The sequence below is a fragment of the Mesorhizobium sp. genome (assembly GCF_005063415.1).
Classification (GTDB): Bacteria; Pseudomonadota; Alphaproteobacteria; order Rhizobiales; family Rhizobiaceae; genus Mesorhizobium.
In genome coordinates, this window is sequence record NZ_SUEG01000104.1 from 2081 (window position 1) to 18963 (window position 16883).

14 protein-coding genes and 3 pseudogenes are annotated in these 16883 nt (G+C 57.6%); 8 read left to right on the forward strand and 9 right to left on the reverse strand.

All coding sequences use genetic code 11. From position 1 onward, the window contains the following. The 3 genes and pseudogenes from E5W70_RS22905 to E5W70_RS22915 all read left to right on the forward strand — a co-directional run. Positions 1–264, forward strand: a pseudogene (locus E5W70_RS22905) (hypothetical protein); the annotation flags it as partial. Positions 265–423: 159 nt separating this feature from the next. Continuing rightward, positions 424–3395: pseudogene (locus E5W70_RS22910) on the forward strand (Tn3 family transposase). A gap of 98 nt (positions 3396–3493) precedes the next feature. After that, positions 3494–4318 (forward strand): SAVED domain-containing protein, encoded by an 825-nt coding sequence (locus E5W70_RS22915; RefSeq protein WP_292662737.1) that lies wholly within the window; start codon positions 3494–3496, stop codon positions 4316–4318. On the opposite strand, the gene E5W70_RS22920 is transcribed toward E5W70_RS22915, so the two are convergent. Together E5W70_RS22920 and E5W70_RS22925 are read right to left on the reverse strand one after the other, a co-directional pair. Next, complete coding sequence (locus tag E5W70_RS22920; RefSeq protein ID WP_292662740.1) at positions 4312–4602, reverse strand: hypothetical protein; 291 nt, start codon at positions 4600–4602, stop codon at positions 4312–4314. The two genes, E5W70_RS22915 and E5W70_RS22920, sit on opposite strands and share 7 nt — an antisense overlap. Next, positions 4599–4739 (reverse strand): hypothetical protein, encoded by a 141-nt coding sequence (locus E5W70_RS22925; RefSeq protein WP_292662743.1) that lies wholly within the window; start codon positions 4737–4739, stop codon positions 4599–4601. Before E5W70_RS22925 ends, E5W70_RS22920 begins: the two co-directional genes overlap by 4 nt. A gap of 436 nt (positions 4740–5175) precedes the next feature. Between E5W70_RS22925 and E5W70_RS22930 the strand changes: the two genes are divergently transcribed. From E5W70_RS22930 to E5W70_RS22940, 3 genes and pseudogenes are all read left to right on the forward strand, one after another. Next, a complete protein-coding gene (locus E5W70_RS22930; RefSeq protein ID WP_292662746.1) occupies positions 5176–5616 on the forward strand; it encodes a transposase in 441 nt (146 codons plus the stop codon). A gap of 561 nt (positions 5617–6177) precedes the next feature. Then, positions 6178–7437, forward strand: a complete 1260-nt coding sequence (gene ltrA / locus E5W70_RS22935) for a group II intron reverse transcriptase/maturase (RefSeq protein ID WP_292662749.1) — start codon at positions 6178–6180, stop codon at positions 7435–7437. A gap of 86 nt (positions 7438–7523) precedes the next feature. Next, positions 7524–8006: pseudogene (locus E5W70_RS22940) on the forward strand (IS630 family transposase); the annotation flags it as partial. Here E5W70_RS22940 and E5W70_RS22945 read toward each other — a convergent pair. The 7 genes from E5W70_RS22945 to E5W70_RS22975 all read right to left on the reverse strand — a co-directional run bounded on the left by E5W70_RS22945 (position 7951) and on the right by E5W70_RS22975 (position 14667). After that, entirely contained in the window at positions 7951–8625 is a 675-nt protein-coding gene (locus tag E5W70_RS22945) for a hypothetical protein (RefSeq protein WP_292662751.1), read from the reverse strand. The pseudogene E5W70_RS22940 and the gene E5W70_RS22945 overlap by 56 nt on opposite strands. Positions 8626–8856: 231 nt before the next feature. Then, the gene (locus E5W70_RS22950) at positions 8857–9279 is read right to left on the reverse strand and encodes a very short patch repair endonuclease (protein ID WP_292662754.1); all 423 of its coding nucleotides are present in this window, start codon (positions 9277–9279) and stop codon (positions 8857–8859) included. Next, positions 9280–10518 carry a hypothetical protein gene (locus tag E5W70_RS22955; protein ID WP_292662757.1) on the reverse strand — a complete coding sequence of 413 codons (1239 nt, stop codon included), beginning with the start codon at positions 10516–10518 and terminating at the stop codon, positions 9280–9282. Next, entirely contained in the window at positions 10518–11366 is an 849-nt protein-coding gene (locus tag E5W70_RS22960) for an AAA family ATPase (RefSeq protein WP_292662760.1), read from the reverse strand. Before E5W70_RS22960 ends, E5W70_RS22955 begins: the two co-directional genes overlap by 1 nt. Next, a complete protein-coding gene (locus tag E5W70_RS22965) occupies positions 11363–12064 on the reverse strand; it encodes a hypothetical protein (RefSeq protein ID WP_292662763.1) in 702 nt (233 codons plus the stop codon). Before E5W70_RS22965 ends, E5W70_RS22960 begins: the two co-directional genes overlap by 4 nt. 183 nt (positions 12065–12247) lie before the next feature. Continuing rightward, positions 12248–13345 carry a DNA cytosine methyltransferase gene (locus E5W70_RS22970; protein ID WP_292662767.1) on the reverse strand — a complete coding sequence of 366 codons (1098 nt, stop codon included), beginning with the start codon at positions 13343–13345 and terminating at the stop codon, positions 12248–12250. Further along, the gene (locus tag E5W70_RS22975) at positions 13342–14667 is read right to left on the reverse strand and encodes a DNA cytosine methyltransferase (protein ID WP_292662769.1); all 1326 of its coding nucleotides are present in this window, start codon (positions 14665–14667) and stop codon (positions 13342–13344) included. The genes E5W70_RS22970 and E5W70_RS22975 overlap by 4 nt, the downstream gene beginning before the upstream one ends. 744 nt (positions 14668–15411) lie before the next feature. Between E5W70_RS22975 and E5W70_RS22980 the strand changes: the two genes are divergently transcribed. Continuing rightward, positions 15412–16608: a PD-(D/E)XK nuclease family protein gene (locus tag E5W70_RS22980; protein WP_292662771.1), complete on the forward strand. Its 1197-nt coding sequence runs from the start codon at positions 15412–15414 to the stop codon at positions 16606–16608. Then, positions 16605–16883, forward strand: a 279-nt coding sequence (locus E5W70_RS22985; RefSeq protein WP_292662773.1) for a UvrD-helicase domain-containing protein, incomplete at its 3' end; no start/stop codon positions are given. The genes E5W70_RS22980 and E5W70_RS22985, both read left to right, overlap by 4 nt.

The following is a 16883-nucleotide window of genomic DNA, read 5'->3' on the forward strand; positions in this document are numbered from 1 at the left end:
CGTATTGCCGATCGACGAGGCCGTGAACGCGTCGACGACGCCATGGGATTGCCGGGCTTTTCGTGGCCGACTTGTCCGCAGGCCAATTCGTCCAGCGCCGGCTACGATCCGTACGAGGCCTGCCCGCAAGGGTGGATGCCTTACGCGCCGGCCAGCGACCGCCCAGGACAAGGCCAGGCCAGCATGTGCCGAATCGCGGCTGGCAATCTCGGTCAGCCTGCCAACTTGGGGTCAGAACAAGAGCTGCTCAAAATCGTACGCTAAGGGCGAACGAGCATGAACTGAGCTTGCTTGGTCTCACGATTGCCGGGGCGCGAGGTCTGATCCCAGTGGATAACCGTCGCAGCAGAATAGCTGCTGTTTCCACATCCAGTCTGCTCGGCAACATTCAGCGGCAGTTGGTGTTGTGTGCGGAGTTGAGCAGTGGCCAGGCGCAAGATTCTCAAAGCTCCGGATCGACGGGAGCTTTTCGATATTCCGGCTGATGAGGACAGCCTGATCCGACACTATTCATTGTCCGCGGCTGATCGCCTCGAGATCGACCTGCGCAGGCGCGAGCACAATAAGCTCGGCTTCGCTGTTCAGCTTTGCGTGATGCGACATCCAGGTCGGGTGCTGGCGGCAGGCGAAAATCCGCCCCGCGCGATGCTGAAATATGTCGCCGACCAGATCGGCGCCGCTCCCGCTGTGTTCGCAACCTATGCCCGCCGCGAAGAGACACGGCGCGATCACATTGCGCGCCTGATGATCTGTCTCGGCGTCAGAAGCGCGACAGCTCAGGATCGTCGCGCCGCGCTGTTGTCGGCAATAGAGGCGGCCGCAATGTCCGACAGCGGCGCTTCGATTGTGAATGCCATCGTTGCCACGCTGCGAGGACGCGGAGCACTGTTGCCCGCGGCAGAGATCATCGAGCGAATGGGGCTTGCGGCTCGTGCCATGGCTCGCCGCCGCGCGGAGGGGGCGCTTATCGAAGGTCTAGCCCCTGAGAAGCTGCAGGCGCTCGACAAACTGCTCGATGTTGATGCGGCGATCGGTCAGACCCGCTTCCATTGGTTGCGGTCGGCGCCGGAAGCGCCCGCGGCCTCAAATCTGATAGGACTGACCGAGCGGATTGCATTCCTGCGCACCCTCGCAATCGATCCCGGTTTACAGGCGCGCGTGGCTTCCGGGCGGTGGGACCAGATGGTCCGTGAGGGCAATTCCACGCCGGCGTGGCTGGCCAGCGACTTCAATGCGAGCCGCCGTCACGCCCTGATCGTCGCGCAGGTGATCAAGCTCGGCGAGAAGCTAACCGATGACGCCGTGACGATGTTCATCAAGCTGATCGGACGGCTGTTCTCCCAGGCGCACAGCCGCAAGAAACGGCGGCACATGGACCATCGGACAGACACCTCCAAGGCCCTGCGTCTTTTCCTCGATACGATATCGGCGCCAATCGGCCAACGATCGGGGTCAGGACGCACTTGAGGTGGTCGACCAGAAGGTCGGTTGGCACCGGCTGCTTCGGATGAAGCCGGAGCTTGCGGCAATGGTCGAGGAAAATGAGGAAACCCCGCTGGTCCTGGCGGCCGAGCAGCATGGCGGCGTCATCAAATATGCGACGGCGTTCCTGGCGACCTTTACGTTCCGTTCAGCGCGCCGCCACGACTCCTTGCTCACAGCCATTGCGATGCTCCAAAGCCTTCATTCGGAGGGACGGCGTGCACTGCCCGAGCATGTTCCGACCAGCCATCTCAGTCCAACCGATCGGAAACTGATCTTTGGGCAGCAGAAGACCGATCGCCGGCTCTATGAGATAGCCACGCTCGCCGCATTGCGCGAGCGCCTTCGCTCGGCGGATATATGGGTAGAGGGCAGCCGCTCGTTCCGCCCGATCGACGAGCATCTCATGCCGCGATCCACGTTCACCACGATGAAGGAAGATGATCGGCTTGGCCTTGGTGTGGGCAGTGACGTCGCCGCCTGGCTGAGCGAAGCAAGGCAGGTACTGGACTTCAACCTGAAGCGCCTGGCCTATCGCGCTCGCGCTGGTAAGCTCGATGGTGTTCGTCTCGAAGCGGGAACGCTGATCGTGACGCCGACCATCGGCGACGTTCCTGCGGCAGCCGAAGAACTGAACGCAGAGATCAGCGAGATGTGTCCGCTGGTCGAAGTTCCTGATCTCCTGAGGGAAGTGCATGATTGGACGGGCTTTGCCGATCACTTCACGCATGTCCGCACAGGCGACGCCCCACGGAATGTCTCTGCCATGCTGGCCGGCATCCTGGCCGATGCAACCAATCTCGGTCCGAAGCGGATGGCCGGCGCATCCAAGGGCATCAGCGCCCATCAGATTGGCTGGATGCGCACCTTCCATGCCCGATCAGAAACCTATCGCGCCGCTCAGGCCTGCATCACCGACGCACATACCGGTCACCCGCATTCCCGGCTGTGGGGCAACGGGACGACCGCATCGTCCGACGGACAGTTCTTTCGTGCGAGCGACCGAGCGGCAAAACGCGGTGACGTCAATCTGCACTATGGCAGCGAACCGGGATCGAAATTCTACAGCCACCTGTCGGACCAGTACGGCTATTTCAGTATCTTGCCCATCAGCCCCACTGAAAGCGAAGCGGCCTACGTGCTCGATGGCCTGTTTGACCAGGATACGATCCTGGATATCCAGGAGCATTTTACTGACACTGGCGGCGCGAGCGATCACGTCTTCGGGCTGTTCGCCCTTATCGGCAAACGCTTCGCGCCTCGGCTACGCAACCTCAAAGATCGAAAGTTCCACACATTTGAGAAAGGCGACGCCTACCCGGCGCTGACGAACCACATCGGCGTACCGATCAACACCGCGTTGATCCTTGACCATTGGGATGACCTGCTACATCTGGCAGCGTCGATCACGACGCGCGCCGTCGTCCCCTCGACGATCCTGAGAAGCTCTCGGCCTCTCCGAAGGAAAGCCAGTTGGCCAAGGCGCTGCGGGAACTCGGCCGGATCGAGCGATCACTGTTCATGATCGAATGGTATTCGAGCCCGGCCTTGCGCCGACGGTGCCAAGCCGGCCTCAACAAGGGTGAGGCAGCGCATAAGCTCAAGCGCGCGGTGTTCTTCCACGAGCGCGGAGAAATCCGTGACCGGTCTTCGAGAGCCAGGCATTCCGCGCTTCCGGTCTCAATCTCGTCGTCAGCGCCATCGTCCATTGGAACACCGTCTATCTTGACCGCGCAGCCACGCACCTGCGCATGGCGAATCGGACTATCCCGAATGACCAGCTCAAACACGTCTCGCCGCTCAGTTGGGAACACATCAACCTCACAGGCATCTACACCTGGGATTCTGAGTACCAGATGCCCGAAGGCTTCAGATCGCTTCGCTTGCCAGCACCAATCCGATGGGCGGCATGATGTTCATGCTCCGCTCGACCTTAGCGTACGATTTTGAGCAATTCTTGTTCTGACCCCATGAAGCGCCTGACGATCATCCTGAGGAACTTCTGCTCCTCATGAAGAAGGAGCATGAACGGAGGGTTCGCTTGGCGAGCGGCATCCAACCGGATCGCTCCTCGCATGTCATTCGTTTCGGGGCCAACATCGGCCAGAACGAAGCGCTTGTCGCAAGAGAAGATATTTTTTCGTCCATGCTACCGGATCGCTCGCCGGCATCCTTCGAAACGATCGATCTCGACATGCTTGGCCTGTCGCTCGATGATTCCGATGAACAGTATTGGCAAATTCAGCAGGATAATCTTCAACGTCAGTTTGCCGACAAGATCAGGGGGCGAATCGAACGACAGCAGATTACCCATGCCAGTGTTTTTGCGCTGGCACCGCAACCGCTCTTGATTGAACTTGGACGGCAGCTCTGCGACATTCTGCCCGCCGTAGTTCATCAACGGCATCGTGAGCCTGCGACCTGGAAATGGCAGAATGATACGCCTTCGATCGAATTTCAAACCGAAACACCGAGCGAGATCCATCCGACCGTTGCGCTTATACTTGGCCTCAGTGCTTCCATTTCCCAGGACCGGATTACTTCCGTCCTTGGCGATGAGACTTCGATATTGTCTTTGACCGCAAAGTCGCCACATAACGATATCATGCGGAGTTACGCCGATCTTGCCCGCTTTCGGCAAGAGCTTAGGCGGCTGTTCGACACAATAAAGTCTGCACATGGAGAAGGTGCGACTATAAACATGTTTCCGGCTTTGCCCGTTTCAGCGGCAGTGGAAGTCGGACGTGTATGGATGCCGAAAGCAGATCTGGCCTTGAATGTGTTCGATCAAAATCGCCGGGTCGGCGGGTTTGTTTCTGCCATGCAAATTTATTGACTGGTCGATTGTCGAAAGCCGACGGCATATGCCAAACTGGCCAGATACGCTGAATCTCCAGTTCTGAAAGCTGCGTCGACAACGGCCTCTTTGCAAAAAAAGGCCACGACCCGGCGACGGGTCAACTCGGTCACCGGGCTGTCGTCATGCTCATCGATTTTTGCAACGGCCTCGCTGAGCGAGTAGTCGGTATCCCGCTCCAGGATGGCGCGGGCAATCTCAAGCACTTTGTCCGCATTGAGGCTCTCCAGGCGACGCTCGGCGTACTTGTACTTGCTCTTCATCGCCTCGTCAGGGCGCCTTCGGCGAGACCAAGCCGCTGGCAGTAGCGCGAAACCTGGTAGGCTGGGACGTTGGAAATAGGACCACAGACGAGATGGCGAAGTTCCTTGATGGCGGCCGGCGCAATGACTCGCGACATGGCGAGATCAATATCCGCTCGACCTCGTCGAGGCTCACCCCGTAATGGCGCCGGTCGTAAAGCTGAGTGGTCCGGGTCGACGCATGGGTGGCCCGGAACCTGTGGTTGCCGATCAGTGTCTCGATGCCGGCATCAGCAGCCCGCCGGCGGATCGTCGCAAAGGCATCGCCTTGGGTGACGGGGGTTGTGTACGTTCGTCCACCGTCGCGATGAGCGACGCCAAGGCGGTGGTATCGACTAGGGCAAGCTGGTTCATCATGTTCCCCGGGGCGCGGCGGGGACGGACTCCAACGCGATAACTCTTTGGTTGAAATTGTCAATCTCGGCGCAGATTGCGCGGGCTAGAGCAACTTCGATGAACGCGGAGTCGGTTTTGGGATTCACTCGGTAGGTTTCGTCTGATTCACTGCTCCTGGTGATTTGCGAGGGGGTGAGGATGACAAGGAGCCTGAGCGCCGACCTGCGCGGGCGGGTGATTGCGGCCATTGAGGATGGCTTATCGACGCGGGAGGCTGCGCGTCGCTTCCGAATCGGGATTTCGACGGCGGGAAGCTGGTATCGCCGCTATCGCGAGACCGGCGAGGTGGAGGCGCGCAAGCAAGGCCAGCCGTCGCGTTCGAAGCTCGACGCGCACGAGGCCTTCATTCTCGGCCTGATCGAGGAGACGGCGGACATCACACTTGCCGAGATCGGTGAACGCCTTGCAGCCGAGCGGGGCGTACGGGTAGCGCCGTCCACCGTATGGCTGTTCCTCGACCGGCGCGGCATCACGTTCAAAAAAAGACGGCGCACGCCGCCGAACAGCAGCGTCCCGACGTCCTGCGCCGCCGCAGGGCCTGGTTCGATGGTCAACTCGATCTCGACCCCGAGAAGCTGATCTTCATCGACGAGAGTGTGCTGCAGAGTAACGGAAGGAGTTCAACATGAACTAAGACCGAAGCGTAAAGCTGCGTGAATGATGGGGGACGGCCCTCCGGGATCGGCTTTCAGGAGCAGGTCTCAAACCAGTCCAAGCTGCTGCGGTAAAGAGCCGTGGTGGTGAGCGTTGGATGAAAAGTTCGGACGAAATCCGAGCAGGTGGGTGTCCGAAAGACGAACGAAAGTGAACCCTTCGAAGACGCGTCGTTATGAACGTAAGTGTCGCCGAAACCAGGACCGTCTCGTCATCCTGGGACAAGCCCGCCGGGTGCCTGATGACAGGGCGGGCGGCGACCGGCGTTGAGGGGGCGTGAGTCGGACACAGGCATTCGCGCGGAACTGCAGGAACCAGGCTCCTGATGTAAAGGGAGAAGCTCAAGCGGAGCAAACCGCAAGGCGAGAGTACCGATGCATGAGACTGGGGCGGACCGGCCCGTATGAGCGTAGAAGGCCCTGTAATGGGGCCGGAGCAAAGGGGTCGGATCAGGTGGTCGTATTGTTTGGAACAACTGGAAACAGGATGACTTCGGAGAATACGACAGACAAGCCGTTTCGAATTGCGAAACGACAAGTGTACGAAGCTTACAAAGCGGTCAAAGCCAACCAAGGCGCAGCCGGGGTGGACGGGCAGACCTTGGAGATGTTCGAGAAGGACCTTGCAGGAAACCTCTACAAGGTCTGGAATCGGATGTCCTCAGGGACGTACTTCCCACCTCCGGTGCGCGCTGTCTCCATTCCGAAGAAGACTGGAGGCGAAAGGGTTTTGGGTGTGCCCACGGTCAGCGATCGGATCGCGCAGATGGTGGTCAAGCAGATGATTGAGCCGGATTTGGATACCCTCTTTCTTCCAGACTCCTACGGCTACAGGCCGGGAAAATCGGCTCTGGATGCCGTTGGCGTGACGCGTCAGCGGTGCTGGAAACATGACTGGGTTCTGGAATTCGACGTCAAAGGGCTGTTTGATAATCTTCCGCACGATCTCTTGCTGAAGGCGGTCAGGAAGCACGTCACATGCAAGTGGGCTCTGCTCTACATCGAAAGATGGCTGGCAGCGCCGATGGAGAAGAACGGAGAAGTCGTCGAGCGCACACGCGGTACCCCGCAAGGGGGCGTTGTCAGCCCGATCTTGTCGAATCTCTTCATGCACTATGCGTTTGATCTGTGGATGACGCGGACGCATCCTGACCTTCCATGGTGTCGATATGCGGACGATGGCCTTGTGCATTGCCGGAATGAGCAGCAGGCAGAAGCCCTCAAGGCGGAGCTTGGTGCTCGACTGGAAGCATGCGGGCTCCAAATGCATCCGACAAAGACCAAGATCGTCTATTGCAAAGACCAAAGGCGCAGAGGGGAATACCCGAATGTCGTGTTCGACTTCCTCGGGTATCAGTTCCGACCGCGACGCGTGGCGAACACACAGCGAGATCAGTTCTTCTGTGGCTACACGCCTGCGGCCAGCCCAACGGCGCTGAAGTCGATGCGAGCCACGATCAAAAGCTTGAACATCCCGCGGCAGACGCCGGGGACGCTGGCTGAAATCGCCCAACAGCTCAATCCACTCCTCCGGGGATGGATAGCCTATTACGGTCGTTACAGCCGTTCGGCCCTGTCCACTCTGGCTGATTACGTCAACCGGAAGCTCAGGGCGTGGATCATGCGTAAGTTCAAGCGCTTTCAGTCCCATAAGACGCGTGCCAGCCTCTTCGTGAGAAAGCTGGCGCGGGAAAATCCAAGACTGTTTGTGCACTGGAAGGCGTTCGGAACGAATACGTTTGCCTGATGGGAGCGGTGTGAATCGAGAGGTTCACGCACCGTTCTGCGAGAGGCCGGCAGGTGAAATCCCTCCGGCCTACTCACCCCGCGGCATCCACGAAAATGGCGCGGTTGCGCGGACGCAGTCCGTGTGGCGAGCGGTGTCGGGCGGCCGTGCCTCACGGTCACTGGAAGACCACGACCTTCACGGCCGGCTTGCGGTTGAACAGCATGGCGGCGCCGATGCTGCTCGACGGTCCCATGAACGGCGCGGCCTTTCTCGCTTATGCAGAGCAGGTTCTCGCACCCGAACTTCGCCCCGGCGACATCGTGGTCATGGACAATCTGCCGGCTCACAAGATCAGCGGCGTGCGCGAGGCGATCGAGAAGGCTGGCGCGCGGCTCCTGTTCCTGCCGCCATACTCGCCTGACTTCAACCCGATCGAGATGGCGTTCTCCAAGCTCAAGGCCCTCCTGAGAAAAGCTGCAGCCCGAACCATCGACGAACTCTGGTCAGTCGTGGCCAACTGCCTCTCGGCGTTCAGCGCCGAGGAATGCTGGCATTATTTCGCAGCAGCCGGATATGACCCGGAATAAGTCGAATCTGCTCTAGATCTCGCGAATACGACTGGGACAGATCGACATCGACAACCTCCTGAATTCGTTCCCGAATTCCAACCTTGCCAAATTGGCCATACAGGACGTCATCCAGCCTATGAGCGAATTCGACATTGCCTGGCTCTCCACTCAAAATATCCCGAGCAGCCGTCAGGATGTCGATGATCTGATTTACCTCGGGGGCCGTTTCAGCAAGCTGTCTTGCCAGCTCCGTCTGGGTACTGCCGTCCGCCTCCCCATCGGCGATCTTTTCGAGTGAGGCAAGCATGCCGTTTCGGAAAAACGATAGCTGACCAGCCTGGCCTGCTTCCTTCCTGACAGTTCTGGCTGCGAGGAAGGCCCGCAAATCTAACAGGGCCAGTTCCTGCCTCTCCAATGCAGTGGAATGCTCGTTCGTCCGATCTGTGATCCTGCGCTCCCATTCCTGCTTCACCTGGTCGGCATGTGGGGGATGCGTTTCCTGCAATATTGCGGTCAAGACGCCCCCACCAGGTATTATCTCGACCGCCGCCTCTGCCACTGCGCGGGCCACCGCTCTTCCTCTGCCGCCGCCCGGCGGTTCGATAGGAACGCCTTTTTCCCTTCTTTCGTTGCTCATGATTAGGCCTCCCGCATATCGTTGATAATGCACATTATCATAGGTCGCACGGGCCGACTAAAGAGAGATCTTAGCGCGTAGGCGGATCAATCGTTGTTTGGTTTTTGGATCTACTTGGCAATTAGGAATTATAAGGCGACTATGCGACGCGCTGGATGTCTCCCGCTCAGGCTTCCATGCCTGGCTCAATCGCAGCCCGAGCGTTCGTTCTTGGTGCGCACTCAAATCCAGCTAGCGCCGCGGCATTTGGATAGCCGCCTCCCTGATTCTCATAGTAACTTCTTCAAGACATCTATCGGAAAGTAAACACTCCCAAATGACAATGACGTCCCAACCCATTTCTAACAACCGACGAGCGGCCATCTCATCTCTGGTCCTATTTCCCTCAATCTTGTGGAGCCAGTAATCTGAACGCGATGAGGGCGGCCTCCCCTTCTTGCAGTTATGCCCGTGCCAGAAGCAACCATGCACGAAAACCACGACACGTCGGGAAGGAAACGCTATATCGGGATTGCCCGGCAACCTCTTATCATGGATAACATACCGAAGTCCCCTCCGATGGAGATATGAACGTACGCGGAGTTCGGGCTTCGTGTTCTTGCTACGAACACAAGCCATCACTGCGCTACGTTTGATGGGGTCGAAGATATCCATCTACATTGGGTCAGCTTTCAACCCCGCTATTGAGAGTGCCGAATAGACATCTCCTACGAAGTTTTGAAAACTAATTCCATACGCCCACACTTGGCAGCCGCTGGTCGAGATACCAAAAGGTCTGACCAAAAACGCTCCGTCCGCTGGGAAAAACAACAGTGCTTTGGTAGCTTTGTAAGCCGAAGCGTGGGCGATTAGTTCGTGAATATCCGCGGGGGCAGGCCAAGTGGAAAAATCCTTGTACTTTGCATCGGCAATTGCGGTCGTCGTAGGTTCTACAAAAGAAATAACCACATCCGGGTTCGCGCGGTAGCGCGACGTTGCCGGCCGGAAGAGACTCGGTCGGTTTTGCGCGGATGTTACCGTCGCGGCCCCGCCCAAAGCTGTACGTATTGTCTGGCGAATAGCCTCTTCGAAGAAAGACTCTAGATTCACAAACCACGCATGCTCGACTGATCGTTTCCAGGTATCGGCGCCTCCGAACCCTGCAGCGTCGAGAACTGCACCGGCAAGTGTGATGACATCATTCAATTCTTGTCGCCCATGGTCACGCTGCGCTTCGCGAAATGCGACATCGGAAAGTTCTCCCGGCCGAGCCGATAGAACGCCGGGGAGGCATTCTGAGAGCCCGAGGCGCAACACACGAGCCGCAGCAATCTCGGAGTGCGGCAAGCTAATAACCGATCCGATTCGTTCAACTTGGCGTAGTGCAGCGTAGATACATCGATTGAAAGGTAGGTCGTCGGTAAGAACTGTTCGCTCAAATGCCGCTTGATGAGAAGCGCCCCGCGTCCTGAGCCGAATCGTCCGCGGGATGTTAAGACGGCCGCCAATCAGCGCACCTGCGTCTGGCACTTTGATGTACGAACTAACTTTCCAACCAGAAAGGTACCGCCTGACCGAACGCAAGAACAAAGCTATCAGGATGACTGTTGAACCTGTCGAGGGTGAAATCGGCGACGTTGCCTTCAGCAATTTCGGCCCTTTTAGAGCGCCAAGCCCGACCAGTAGTTCGAACGCACCTGCAAACTTCTCCGTTACCTCCAACATTATGTCGCCAACAATGGCACGGCCAACATAGCAGTTGCCCCGGAGCCTCCAGCGCCCCGCGGCACCCGCTTCCGCTTGAATAATATTCTGGCTGACAAGCTGCCAAAAACGAGGATCATTCGAAATAACGGACCATTCCGCGGAGGTGACTTCAGCAGTGCCACGCTCGGGAACTGCAATTATTGTCATCAGCCAGAGCCCGAATTTGGAACGCGGAAATCTGCTTGCTTCCATGGGTAAGCATTTTCAATTGTCTCGGCAAAAGCATGGGGATCGAGAAGTGGGCGATAAAGCATCCGCCGCAGCCGTTGATGCCATAATGGGTGGAGGTCGACTTCGGCGCGCACCTCGGAGAACACACCATGGCCGAATGGCATAAGTGTCTCATATTCGGCAGGAAACGACGCGCGGCATTCATCAAAGACACGACGCAACATCGCGCTGACGTGGTAGGGTAACCCGTTCCTGCCAAGCATCTCCAGAAGTTGTTCAGTGTCGGGCGGCATGTCGATGACTCGGAGCCGACGCAGCAAGGCGTCATCGATATCGATAGCAGACCGATCTATCGGATTGAACGTGGCAATGATTGTCAAGGTAGGTGCTATTCGAACAGCCCGCCGGCTGAACAATGTAAAAAACTGCCGGTTTCTATGTTCCACATATGTCAACAGCTCTCCTAAAACAGAGCCGAGATTTGCCCGCGTCAACTCTTCGATCAAAAAGACGTATCGTAACTTCCCGTCTTCGAGAGCCCTTTCATTCCAGTCTAAAAGCACGCCTGGAACTGATTCAACGGCGCCTCCCGAGGAGATGCGGAGCCCTTCGATGAATTCTTCATAGGTGAAGGACTGATGGAACTGGACTTCTCTAACGCGCGTTGGTTCCCCCGCATGGCGCTGAGCGGCAATCGAGGCGATGTAGGATTTGCCCGTTGCAGGTACGCCGCTCAAGGCGATGATCGAGCTCGAGCCGTAGGCATCACAAGCATCTACAACCGCTTTGATTTGGCGTTCTGTCGCGGGTCCATATGTCGTCACCTAAGATCCTCCGGTAGGCCCGCACATGTCGAAAGATACTCGACGTACTCTTTCTCAGAGATAAACTCGCGGTGTCGATGCCGTATGGCCGCCGCATCGGCTACAACTCGCTTTGAATTTGGGGCGATCGAGTAAACACCCCCTGCAGATCGCTTATCCTGTATCAACGTCCATCCGAATGAGGCCCAAGCCATCCACACCAAGAGTCGATCGTTCTTCGCCTGCTCCGAAACGGTTTCGTCACCCAGCGCAGTCAGGTCGTTGTCTATCCGAAATCTGCGAATCCGCTTTATAGCATCCTCCAAGTCGTCTTCATTTTGGACTTTCAGTATTGCCCGGTTGAGCTCATCGGATGAGATATTGCCCTCTAATGCGATCATTGCTCGCCAGATGAAGGCAAACGGAAACACGGTCACGGTGGAATCGTAGCCGACGCCCTCACGCGTTGGATTCCGCAATTGACACGCGGCAAGCGCCTGCGCCGCATGCCTGCCAAGGACCGGAGCGTTAGACGCATTAATCACCGGGCGCCAGCGTCGAACTGCGTTCCCTAAGTCTGTGACATGAAGGCGTTTGAGGCCTTGGGCCGCATCCTCGTACACGAGTCCGATTGTTCGAAAAAGCTGCCGCCCATCACGATATCGCTTCGGATCTGGCAGCTTGCCCGGAGTAGCTGATCGCGCAACGTCGTACGGCATTTCAGTTAGTATTGTATCGGGATCTTTGCCGTCACCCTCGAGGAATACGTCGAGGTTATCCTTACCCCCACCGGTCTTGGGATACAGCCGAAATGTCGATCGAAATGAGCAACTCCAGGGCACGCCGACTCGCAATCTGCTTTAAGGATCGTAACTGAAGTCAATCCAACAAGCCGTGAACCGTCAAGCTGCGGTGGCTGACTTCCATCCGTCGATGTGTCGAAGTGCACCGAAATCACAGGACTGTTTACTCAGATGCTGTCGTATCGATTCTCCGAGACGGAGGGCGACTAGGGGAGGTACGGCATTTCCGATTTGAGCGGCAATCTCCTCTTGGGTGCCAACGAAAATGTAGTGATCGGGAAAACCCTGCAGCCGTGCGCCTTCACGCAGGGAAATGTTTCGGTTTTCCCAAGGATGGGCGAAACGCCCTCGTGTGAAGCTGTCGAACCGAGCTGTAATTGTACCTGCTGGCCGATCCGGGTCCAACCGTCCGTAAACGGATCGGTGCCCGATGTTCTGCGCGCCTGCTTTATGACAGTCAACACGGAGATCCACCGGGAGCGATTCAAACCCGCCGCCTGGAGGTATGTGCTGCAATCGTTCCAAATTCCTAGCCGATAACCTCATCCTGCGATGGAGAGCATCCCCGTTCGCAGGCGAAAAATCACCTGGTGGTGACGGCAAATCGCCGATCGCGTCCCTGACCGATTTGTACTCATGCTCAGAGTAAAGCGCCGCCGGAAACTCGTAAGGCGCGACGGAATCGCGAAGCCAGCCGACGAAAAAAACGCGCCGCCGCAACTGAGGCAAGCCGAATGACGCCGCGTCTATTACCCTGTGGTGCAAGTCATAGCCAGCATTGCGGATTTCTTGGATGAAATCTTCCGCGATCAATCTGCCGCGATGGCCCAATAGGCCAGGCACGTTCTCCATTAAAAACATGCGTGGCCGCAGGTTGGCGACGAGGTGCGAAAAAGCCAGTATCAAACCATTACGATCGTCGTCGTTCTTTCCAATCCGCTGAATCGAAAATCCTTGGCATGGAGGCCCGCCCGTTATCAAATCAAGTGTGCCGAGCGAACGAAGCTCCTTCCACTGCCGTTGGTCGAGATTTCCGAGATCGCACGACAAAAGCCGATGCGTTGGAAAGTTGCTTTGGTAGCTCTTCAGAGCCGGTTTCCAGTTGTCGATTGCTGCTACAATTTCAAATCCCGCGGCTGTGAGCCCGTGCGATATTCCGCCGGCACCGCAAAAAAGATCGAGCGCTCTTAATTTCATGCTGATCTCGTCAACGATGAGACCCTTTTCGTCCGATCCGCTATGGTACGATGGCCGGCCTTCAACGCCGGGATTAGGCGCGAGAACGAAGGGCCGATCGAACAAGTGATGTCGGAATGTTCTTTTGAGATCGGGTTCGTCCGGAAAATCTCGCCCAGCAAATGGGTTGCCAGATAAGCGGCAAATGCGGGAGGAACTGCGTTGCCTATTTGACGGAAGCGAGAATCAAAGCTCCCGCAAAATTCATAGTTCCCGGGAAAGCTTTGTAGCAATGCCGCTTCCCTCACCGAAAGCCCCCGGTGCTGTTCTGGATGGACGTATCGACCGCTCGCGGGATTCCGTGCATACGCGGTTATCGTAATCGCAGGTCGATCCCACCACAAACGGCCATACACGTCTTCGTAAGCTGCGCGTCCCTGTTTAGCCTCTGCCCGCCGCAGACAATCAGGGCCCGCGTGCCAAGGACGACTGCCACCATTTTTGGGAACCGCTGTTATCGTCTCGACCGTCGATGGCCGATGGTTCGCAGTGACATGCATTTGATCGAAATTCGCAATCTCCCCAGGGCGAATCCTAGGAAGATGTCCGATCGCGTCACGCACCGTACGGGAATCACTGCGCTTCAAAAAGCCGCGTGGCATTTCAAATGGGCGCCGCATCGCGATCAAGAGCGCTCGATAACGATGCTGCGGGACGCCAAATTCCGCCATGTCATGAATAGCGATCCGCGATATGTATCCGGCACCAGCAAGAACCCGCCGCGCCTCGGCAACCAGCGGCCAATACCGATCGCTGAGTATTTCAGGCACATTTTCCACAACGATCACATCGGGTTGAACCGCCACCGCGATCTTTGCAAAATTAACGAACAGAGAATTCCTTAAATCCTCTTGACCCGCAGCGTTTCGATGAGACGAGAAGCCTTGGCAGGGAGCGCACCCGATCAGCACCAATGGCGTATCCATAGAAGTCCTAAACCCGGCTAGCATGTCAGCTGCCTTCTTAGGGTTGTTAGAGAGCCTAGCAACATCCAGGGCGAGCGGTTGAAGCCCAATGTTCTTAGCATAGGTCTCATTCGCATCTGCATCGATGTCCACCGCCATAGCAATTCGGTAGGATTTAACGATCGAGTTCACCGAAGCGAATCCGGCAGACATTCCTCCGCAACCGGAGAACATGTCGATCACGTCGACGGGCGCGGAAGCGAAACGCCGCAATCCGCGCCAATGTTCATCTAGATTGAGCGCGGCGTCACGCCCGAGACCGTTCCGGAATCCCTCATCTTCAACAATACGCGCAAAATTATCTCTTCTTGGGAGCATGGCTACCTAGTCTGCGTTTTTGTTTCGGTGAAACGGAGGGACGCTGCGGAGTTGGCACTTCGCACTGAAACTGTTCTTGATCGAGGTGATCTCGAATCAACCTCGCGGCCAGAGAACTCTTCTTGAACCCTTTTTCTTTGCAATAGGCGTCGAACCGTTCGGCTTCCTTGGCTTCGAGAAGCACGGAGATTTTAGCGATCCCTACTGGCATAGTGCCCGGTCCGACTCCCCATAAGTGCGTACTTGTGCGCAAAAATGCGGAGTCTGTCAAGGTCAAAGCGACTGATTCGCACCGCTAAGATATGAACAAATGGAGAACACGTAAAGCCTTGCTACGCGCAGTCCAACAATCGGATATTCGACCTTCGTCGTGTTCCGGACTGTCCTGGCGGATCAGAGCTGTTCCGAAGCGTGATTTTCTCTTTGCTCGCCCCGTAGGCATTCCCGTCAAGACAGCGTCGGCGCTTGCTTCGTATTCGATCGTAGCGGAGCTTTAGGATAAATCGTGAAGCTGCAGAATTGGCCGCTTCAAGACCAGCTTTGTAAATCGAGCTTCCGTTTACCCATCTCGCCAGTCGCAAAAATCATGCAGAAAAAGCACATGGCGCGCCTCAATATCGTAGAAATAAATCGGAGCAAATGGGATAGCGTGGGCGATGACCAACCCCGAGGATATTCAAACTGAAGCCGATGCGATGCGCGCGATACTGGAGTGGTCGCAAGACCGGCCAGCGTGGCAGCGCGATGCGTTGCGCCGGTTATACGCTGTCGCGCGGCCATAGAAGCGCGACTGGCTCCCTGCAGGCAGCCAGTACACTGTGGCGGAAAGACCTGGAGCGCGTCGTCGGCCGCAGTGCAATCCCTGCGCACGCATTCAGTGAAAGCGATCGCCTCTATGCCCGTCCCGCCGACGCCGGCAAGGACCCGCAAGTGCGTGCAAGTCGTGGCTGCTGGCACGCCTGGCAAGACAGCGAGCAGCATACTGCCCATGATGGGCGGGTTCGTCCAAACCACCCCCTCCTTCTCGATGCGCTCGCCGAAGTCCAGTCAACGACATCCCTGCGTCGGCTCCTTTGCGATCCATTGGGATTTGTGTGGGAATACGCGCTTCATTGGCGCGAACCCAACCTTGATCCCCAGCCGTTTACGCTCGATCACCGCGCCTTCGGCGAACTCGTTCACGCGCTCATCGGAGGCGTATTGCGCAATGGCGCTCCGCGAAATGTCGACGAGATCGACATTGCACTCGCCCACGAAGCCGAGCGCCTAATCCAAAGCTGGCCGGTCACGAGGGCTGTGCCACCCGAACTTCTCTGGCGGCACACAGTGGCAACAGCCCACGAGCGCGCTTTGCGTGGGCTGATAGAAGCCCTAGGCGAACCACGCGGCACGAGCTGGACGGAGCTCTCCTTTGGCGAAGCTACGGACGACCCCCACCCATGGATCACTCTCTCGCCCGTCCCGATCGGGGAAACCGCGCTTTCCTTCCGAGGGCGAATCGATCGTCTCGACGAGGATGCGGCGCGCGGCGCTGCGATCATCACTGACTACAAGGTCGGGGCGGCCCCGGAGAGAAAGAAGACCGTCGTCTTCGATCGTGGAGCTGAGCTCCAGCGCGTCTTCTATGCCCTTGCCGTCCGGTCCCTTCTTCCAGCGGTCCGAAGCGTAGAGTCGCAGCTGACGTATCTCAAGCATGACCCTGCCCGCACGCTGAGCTTGACCCACGAGGAACTGGAGAGGGCCATTGCACAGGCTATCTCTTATACTAGGGCCGGCGGCCAGCTGCAGCGCAGCGGTCAAATCGCGCCCGGTTCGACACCTGCGTTCTTCGAGCCGCTTTCAATTGGCCTGCCAGCGGACCTGGATTCGTACCGTCGTATAAAGCGTCGTCCGTTTGCCCAAGTGAACAGCCCGCTCGACGGGCTCTGGAGCAGCCCTTGAGCGTCCCTGACCTCGACGCCCGCAGGCGGGCGCTCACCGATTTCGAGACCAACATGCTGGTCGAGGCTGCCGCCGGCACTGGCAAGACCTCCTTGATGGCAGCCCGCGTCGCGATGATGGTTGCGAGCGGCATCGACCCCGCCAAGATTGCCGCGATCACTTTCACCGAACCTGCAGCAAGCGAGCTTGAGGCGCGCATACGCTGGACAGTAGAAGAGCTGCGCGCAGGACGGCTTCCGCCCGCCCTTTCTGGAATTGTCTCGCGCCCCTTAGCC

Excerpts from the sequence above, each read along its gene's own strand:
- E5W70_RS22920 (WP_292662740.1), bottom strand. The coding sequence starts at position 4,602 with ATGAAGAGCAAGTACAAGTACGCCGAGCGTCGCCTGGAGAGCCTCAAT.
- E5W70_RS22915 (WP_292662737.1), top strand. The coding sequence starts at position 3,494 with ATGAAGAAGGAGCATGAACGGAGGGTTCGCTTGGCGAGCGGCATCCAA.
- E5W70_RS22950 (WP_292662754.1), bottom strand. The coding sequence starts at position 9,279 with ATGGATATCTTCGACCCCATCAAACGTAGCGCAGTGATGGCTTGTGTT.
- E5W70_RS22930 (WP_292662746.1), top strand. The coding sequence starts at position 5,176 with ATGACAAGGAGCCTGAGCGCCGACCTGCGCGGGCGGGTGATTGCGGCC.
- E5W70_RS22975 (WP_292662769.1), bottom strand. The coding sequence starts at position 14,667 with ATGCTCCCAAGAAGAGATAATTTTGCGCGTATTGTTGAAGATGAGGGA.
- E5W70_RS22945 (WP_292662751.1), bottom strand. The coding sequence starts at position 8,625 with ATGAGCAACGAAAGAAGGGAAAAAGGCGTTCCTATCGAACCGCCGGGC.
- ltrA (WP_292662749.1), top strand. The coding sequence starts at position 6,178 with ATGACTTCGGAGAATACGACAGACAAGCCGTTTCGAATTGCGAAACGA.
- E5W70_RS22925 (WP_292662743.1), bottom strand. The coding sequence starts at position 4,739 with ATGTCGCGAGTCATTGCGCCGGCCGCCATCAAGGAACTTCGCCATCTC.
- E5W70_RS22965 (WP_292662763.1), bottom strand. The coding sequence starts at position 12,064 with ATGCCGTACGACGTTGCGCGATCAGCTACTCCGGGCAAGCTGCCAGAT.
- E5W70_RS22980 (WP_292662771.1), top strand. The coding sequence starts at position 15,412 with ATGCGTTGCGCCGGTTATACGCTGTCGCGCGGCCATAGAAGCGCGACT.
- E5W70_RS22970 (WP_292662767.1), bottom strand. The coding sequence starts at position 13,345 with ATGAAATTAAGAGCGCTCGATCTTTTTTGCGGTGCCGGCGGAATATCG.
- E5W70_RS22955 (WP_292662757.1), bottom strand. The coding sequence starts at position 10,518 with ATGACAATAATTGCAGTTCCCGAGCGTGGCACTGCTGAAGTCACCTCC.